This window comes from Mitsuaria sp. TWR114 (genome assembly GCF_007997345.1).
The window spans coordinates 1-6,065 of record NZ_VOSR01000166.1; the positions used below are offsets into that span (position 1 = coordinate 1).

5 protein-coding genes are annotated in these 6,065 nt (G+C 71.6%); all 5 read right to left on the reverse strand.

Going from position 1 to position 6,065, the window contains the following annotated elements:
• A partial coding sequence (locus FUT87_RS07875) for a glycoside hydrolase family 10 protein (protein WP_255511722.1) occupies nucleotides 1-1,296 on the reverse strand: 1,296 nt, incomplete at its 3' end.
• Between the two features lie 51 nt (nucleotides 1,297-1,347).
• Nucleotides 1,348-2,514: an acyltransferase family protein gene (locus FUT87_RS07880; protein WP_255511723.1), complete on the reverse strand. Its 1,167-nt coding sequence runs from the start codon at nucleotides 2,512-2,514 to the stop codon at nucleotides 1,348-1,350.
• On the reverse strand, nucleotides 2,511-3,809 hold the full coding sequence (locus FUT87_RS07885) for an MFS transporter (protein WP_147240670.1): 1,299 nt from the start codon (nucleotides 3,807-3,809) through the stop codon (nucleotides 2,511-2,513). The genes FUT87_RS07880 and FUT87_RS07885 overlap by 4 nt, the downstream gene beginning before the upstream one ends.
• Before the next feature lie 76 nt (nucleotides 3,810-3,885).
• A complete protein-coding gene (locus tag FUT87_RS07890; RefSeq protein WP_147240671.1) occupies nucleotides 3,886-4,788 on the reverse strand; it encodes an N-acetylmuramic acid 6-phosphate etherase in 903 nt (300 codons plus the stop codon).
• 169 nt (nucleotides 4,789-4,957) lie between these two features.
• Nucleotides 4,958-6,065 (reverse strand): hypothetical protein (locus tag FUT87_RS28550; RefSeq protein WP_222617073.1); only part of this gene is annotated, 1,108 nt, incomplete at its 5' end.

The window sequence follows — 6,065 nt, forward strand, 5'->3', positions numbered from 1 at the left end:
GGGCGCGACGGTGCGCGTCATCGCGGGCCAGAGCCAGGGCGTGGCGGGCGCGAGCGCCGCCTGCGCATAGGCCCCGTCGCGCAGCGCGTCGGCGATGCCGCGGCGGTTCTTCAGCAGCGCCACCATGCTGAAGTGCAGGTGACCGCCAGCACCCGGCGCGGCACGCGTGAGCGCCACCTGCTCGGCGATTTCCTCCAGCGGCCAGCCATCGGCCTCGTTGCCGGCGCGGCTGGTGAACAGCCCCGGCCAGACATGCCGCCCCAGCGGATTGAGCCCTTGCCAGGCCCGCATCAGCGGCTCGAAGGCTTGCGGCTTCTGCGCGCGCGGCCAGTAGAGCTGCGGCGCCAGGTAGTCCAGCCAGCCCATGGCCATCCAATGCTCGACGTGCGCGTAGAGCTTGTCGTACTGCGAGAACCCGGTGATGCCCGCCGGCCGCAGGTCCGGGCGCGGCAGGCCGAAGGGACTGATGCCGACGCGCGCCGCCGGCCGCAGCTCGCGCACCAGCTCGTACAAGCGCCGCACCAGCTGGTCGACGTTGTCGCGGCGCCAGTCGGCCCGCGCCAGCGTGCCGCCGCCCCGGACGTAGCGCAGCCAGCTCGCGTCGTCGGGGAAGTCGATGTCCTGCTTGGCCGCGTCCTGGACCGGGTAGGGATAGAAGTAGTCGTCGATGTGCAGGCCGTCGACGTCGTAGCGGGTGAGCAGGTCGCGGCAGACCGCCAGCGTGTGGTCGGCGGCGCCCGGTTCGCCGGGATCGATCCAGAGCTGGTCGCCGTACTTCTTCACCCAGTCCGGCCGCGTGCGGCTCAGGTGCGTGGCGGCGGGCGCGGACTTGCCGCCGCTCTGCTTCGCCCGATACGGGTTCAGCCAGGCGTGGAGTTCAAGACCGCGCGCGCGGGCCTGCTCGATCCACAGCGCCAGCGGGTCGTAGCCCGGTCCCTGGCCCTGGACGCCGGACAGGTACTCGCTCCAGGGCTCCAGCGTGGAGCGGTACAGCGCGTCCGCGCTGGTGCGGACCTGCAGCACGATCGCATTCAGGCGCAGCGCCCGGGCGTGGTCCAGGATCGCGTGGATCTCGGCGATCTGCGCGGCGTCGCTCAGACCGCGGCGGCTGGGCCAGTCGATGTTGGCGACCGTCGCCACCCAGGCGGCCCGGAACTCGCGCGGCGCGGGCGGCGGGCCGTCGTCGGCGGTGGCGGCCTCGGTCCGGGCCGGCACGGCGCTCGACCGTCCCGTCGAGCAACCCGGCAGCGCCGTCCCCAGGCTGCCGAACACCGGTGCGGCCAGGGCCGCGGTCATCCACTGTCGTCGTCGCATCGAAACTTCATCCGGCGGCGCCGTGCGGCCCGCTCACACTTTCACGATCCAGCCGCGCCGCCACATCGCCCACGCGATGCCGTAGAACACCGCCACGAAGCCGACGGCGAACAGCAGCGACGCGAAACGCGGATCCACCGGCAGCGCGCGCAGCGGCGCGAAGAGCCAGGCCTTGAGCGACAGGCCCTCGGCGACGTGGACCAGCCCGAGCAGCCGGGCCACCAGCCCGGACAGCGCGAACAGGAACAGCGCGTTCATGCCGAACACCACCAGCGGCTGCAAGCGCCGCGCCATCGCGTCGCGCATCCGGGGCAATGGCGCGGCATCGAGGAGCCAGTAGAACACGCCGAACACGAGGCACCCCCAGCCGGTGGTCAGGAAAACGAAGGCGGGCGTCCACAGATTCTTGTTGATGGGCAGCGTCCAGGCATCGAGGACCTGGGCGGCCCAGAGGCAGCCCAGCCCCGCCACCATGAACCACATCGCCTTCTCGGCGGGATCGCGACCCCGTCGCGCGAGCCAGCGGCCCGCCAGCAATCCCGCGATCTGGCTGGCGACGGCCGGCAGCGTGCTCAACAGGCCTTCGGGGTCCCAGGTCTTGCTCTTCGCCCACAGGTGCCCGCCCAGCAGCGCCCGGTCCAGCCAGGCGCCGACGTCCTCGCCGGGCTGCAGCGAGCCGCGGTGCCAGACGCCCTGCGCATCGGGCACGGCCACAAAGGTCTGGATCAGCCCGTAGCCCAGCAGCAGGCCGATGAACACGGCCAGCTGCGCGCGCCAGCCACACCAGAGCGCGATCGGGGCCGCGAGGATCGTGATCAGTCCGAGCCGCTGCAGCACGCCCGGCAGCCGCACCGTCTCGAAGTGGAAGAACGGGAACAGGTTCAGCAGCAGGCCGATCAGCACGATGGTCGTCCCGCGCCGCCAGGCATGGCGCAGCAGCGCGCCGCGATCGGAGATCTGGCCGCGGCGGGCCAGGCTGAAGCTCATCGAGATCCCGCTGATGAAGACGAAGAACGGGAAGATCCAGTCGGTGAAGGTCCAGCCGTGCCACTGCGCGTGCCCGAGCGGCGCGTACAGGGCCGACCAGTCGCCCGGGTTGTTGACCAGCAGCATCGCCGCGATCGCGAAGCCGCGGAAGGCGTCGAGCGACAGCAGCCGCTCGCCGGCCGCCGATCGCATGCCGGGCGCGGCCGCGCTCACGCGCCGGGCTCCTTGCGGCCGAAGCCCTCGGGGATGCGGATCAGCGCGGTCATGACCAGCGACGGGATCGTCGCGAGCAGCACCCAGCCGAAGAAGTGCAGGTAGCCGAGCTGGTCCTGCAGCCAGCCGCTCCACATGCCGGGAAGCATCATGCCCAGCGCCATGAAGCCGGTGCAGATCGAGTAATGCGCCGTCTTGTGTGGTCCATCCGCGACCAGCACCATGAACATCATGTAGGCGGTGAAGCCCAGGCCGTAGCCGAACTGTTCAACGGCAAGCGCCGCCGCGACGATCCACAACGAACCCGGATGGGACCACGCCATCGCCAGGAAGACCACGTTCGGAAGGTGCATGGCGAGCACCATCGGCCACAGCGCGCGCTTCAGGCCCACGCGCGAGATCGCCCATCCCCCCAGCAGCCCGCCCACTGTGAGCGCGATCAGGCCCACGGTGCCGTAGACGATGCCGAGTTCCGTGTTGCTGAGCCCCAAACCGCCCTGGTCCTGCGGGTCGAGCAAAAAGGGCACCGCCAGCTTCAGGAGTTGCGCCTCGGGGAAGCGGTACAGCAGCAGGAAGCCGAGGATCACCGCGAGGCCGGGCTTGCGGAAGAACTCCGCAAAGATGTGGACGAAGGTGGCGCTGCTGCGCTCCGAGCGCGGCATCGGGGCGTCGGCCGCCGGGCGAGGCAGGCGCCACCAGTGATAGCCCGCCAGCAGCAGGAAGCCGCCCGCCATCAGCGCGATGACGGTCTGCCAGGCAAGGACCCAGCTGCCGTACGTCTTCTGCACCTCGCCGGCCAGCACGACAAGTCCGCCCATGCAGGCGATGTTGGCCAGCCGGTAGAAGGTGGAGCGCACACCGACGAAGGCGGCCTGCTGATGCTGGGCCAGCGACAGCAGGTAAAGGCCGTCCGCCGCGATGTCGTGCGAGGCCGAGACGAAGGCCATCACCCACAACGCCGCCAGCGACAGCTGGAAGAACGCCGGCAAGGGCAGCGCCAGCGCGACGGCAGTCAGCGCCGCGGCGATCAGGAACTGCGTCGCGACCGTCCACAACCGTTTGGTCGCGAACATCTCCACCAGCGGCGACCACAGCGGCTTGACCACCCAGGGCAGGTAGAGGCCCGAGGTGAACAGCGCCATGTCCGTGTTGGAGATGCCGAAGTTCTTGTACATGACCGTCGACATCGACATTACGAAGACGTACGGCAGGGCCTGCGCGAAGTACAGCGTGGGCACCCAGGCCCAGGGGCTGCGGATCGACGCGGAAGCAGGGGAGACGGGGGAGGCGGACATGGGCCTCAGTGTCGGTGCAAACGCAGCGGCGGCCGCATGGGGATTGCCGCGCTTGCGTGCGAGGGCCGCTTGCGGATCAGCGCTCGGCCAGCGCCTGGCGCAGATTGCCCGCATGGCGCGCGAGCAGCGCCCGGGCCGCCTCCGCATCGATCGCGCGCCGCAGCATCACGATCGCCGTCTTGACGTGGAAGCCGCAGCGCTCGAGCGCGGCGCGCGCCGCCGGCTCGTCGGCAGCGCTGGCGCGCATCGTCAGCGCGACCGCGCGGCGCACCAGCTTCGCGTTGGTCGCCTTCATGTCCACCATCAGGTTGCCGTGGACCTTGTGCAGGCGGACCATCAGCGCGCTCGAGAAACTGTTGAGCGCGATCTTCTGCGCCGTACCGGCCTTCAGCCGCGTGCTGCCCGAGATGACCTCGGCGCCGGTGTCCAGCAGGATCGGATGATCGCTGGCGGCCAGCACCGCGGCGCCCGGGTTGTTGGCCAGCGCCACCGTCAGCGCGCCCGCTGCACGCCCGGCCGCCAGCGCGCCCAGCACATACGGCGTGTGGCCCGAGGCGGCGATGCCGATGACGACGTCGTCCGGCGTCGGCGCGAGCGCCTCCAGGTCGCGGCGGCCCTGCGGCTCGTCGTCCTCGGCGCCCTCGACGGCCACGAACATCGCGCCCTCGCCGCCGGCCAGGACCGCGACGGCACGCTCGCGCGGCCAGGAGAAGGTCGGCACCAGCTCGACGCTGTCCAGCACCCCCAGCCGGCCCGAGGTGCCCGCGCCCGCGTACAGCAAGCGCCCGCCGGCCACCAACCGCGGCAGCGCCGCGTCCACGGCCGCTGCGAGCGCCCCGGCCGCCGCGCGCACCGCCGCCACGGCCGCGCGCTGGTCGTCGATGAAGACCTCCATCAGGCGGAGGCTGTCGTACAGGTCCAGATCCGGGTGATGCTCGCTCGGGGCTTCGGTGTTCAGAGGCTGCGGGGAATCGGGCATGGTGCGGCCTACTCTAGTGGGCGCGCCCGGCGGCTGCCAATGAAACGGCGCGGGAACGCCATAACCAGTGGTGATCGCAAGGGCTCTGGCAAGGACTGCCACCTTCGGCGCGCAGGCCCGACCAGGGCATGAGGCCTCGCGTCCGCGAACCTCACGCCCTGTTCGAGCCTCACCGGCGGCCGGGCGCGCGGGCCTCGGCGTCGAGCACGGACTGGATCACCTCGGCCAGGGCGACCGGCGTGGGGGCCGGGTCCAGCTCGACCAGCACCATGTAGCCGCGGTCACGGCCCTGGGCGGTGAAGGCCTGCAGCAGTGCGATCTGGTCGCTGTGCACCATCGTGCCCTCCGGCGACCAGTATTCCATCGCCACCAGGCAACCATCCGACGGCGTGCCCGGGTAGAAGCGGCTGCCGACGTAGTAGCGCGGATCGATGGTGCTGCCATGCATCAGCATTTCGTCGCGACCGGCGCGGCCCGCGAGCCAGGCCTCCTGCAGGGGGGCGTAGTCGCGCCAGGACGCGGGCAGCAGCGCGCGGTAGCGGTCCAGCGTCCAGGCCGGCTCGTCGGCGCCGGGGACGCGCTGCTCGTACTCGGCGACGCTGGCTTCGCCCGGCACCTTGGTGTGGAGGTAAGGCGTCGGGCCGATCCAGATGTTGGAGGCGGCGCGTCCGGCGCCCTGGATGGTGAACAGGCCCTGCGGGGTGTTGCCCAGCGTGATCGTGCCCGGCAGGCCGCTGCTGGAGAGCGCCAGCTGCTCGATGTTGAACAGCCCGCCATCGGCGCGTCGCACGAAACGGCCGTCGGCCTGCCGCACCAGCGCCAGGCCCATCTGCTGCCGGCCCGGTCGCTGGAAGCTGAACACCACCGGGTAGCCGGGGCGGATCGCCAGCAGGTCCGCCAGCGGCGGACGCGCCGGCTGCGGAACGCCCTGCGCCGTCGCCAGCGCCTGGGCCAGCGCCTGCAGACGCGGCTCGTCGCGGTCGCGCTGCGCCAGTTGCGACTGGATCAGCGCCAGGTCCGCCGGCTGGCGGGTCTGCATCAGCGCATAGGCGGCGATCGCGAACTCGCGCGGCGCGGCCAGGCGCGGCAGCAGCGGACGCAGCAGCGGCGCCGCGTCGAAGGCGTAGAGCGTGAAGGCGGCCGTCAGCAGCGGGCGCTGGATCTCCGCCGGCTGGCTGTCCAGCGCGGGCAGCGCGGCCAGCAGCGCCGGGCGGGCGGTATCGATCTCGGCCCGGTAATGGGCGACCAGTCGCAGCGCCTGCGCCAGTTCGCGCAGG

Bases quoted from the DNA above. Each gene is read 5' to 3' on its own strand.
- FUT87_RS07885 (WP_147240670.1), bottom strand. From the start codon at position 3,809: ATGTCCGCCTCCCCCGTCTCCCCTGCTTCCGCGTCGATCCGCAGCCCC.
- FUT87_RS07890 (WP_147240671.1), bottom strand. From the start codon at position 4,788: ATGCCCGATTCCCCGCAGCCTCTGAACACCGAAGCCCCGAGCGAGCAT.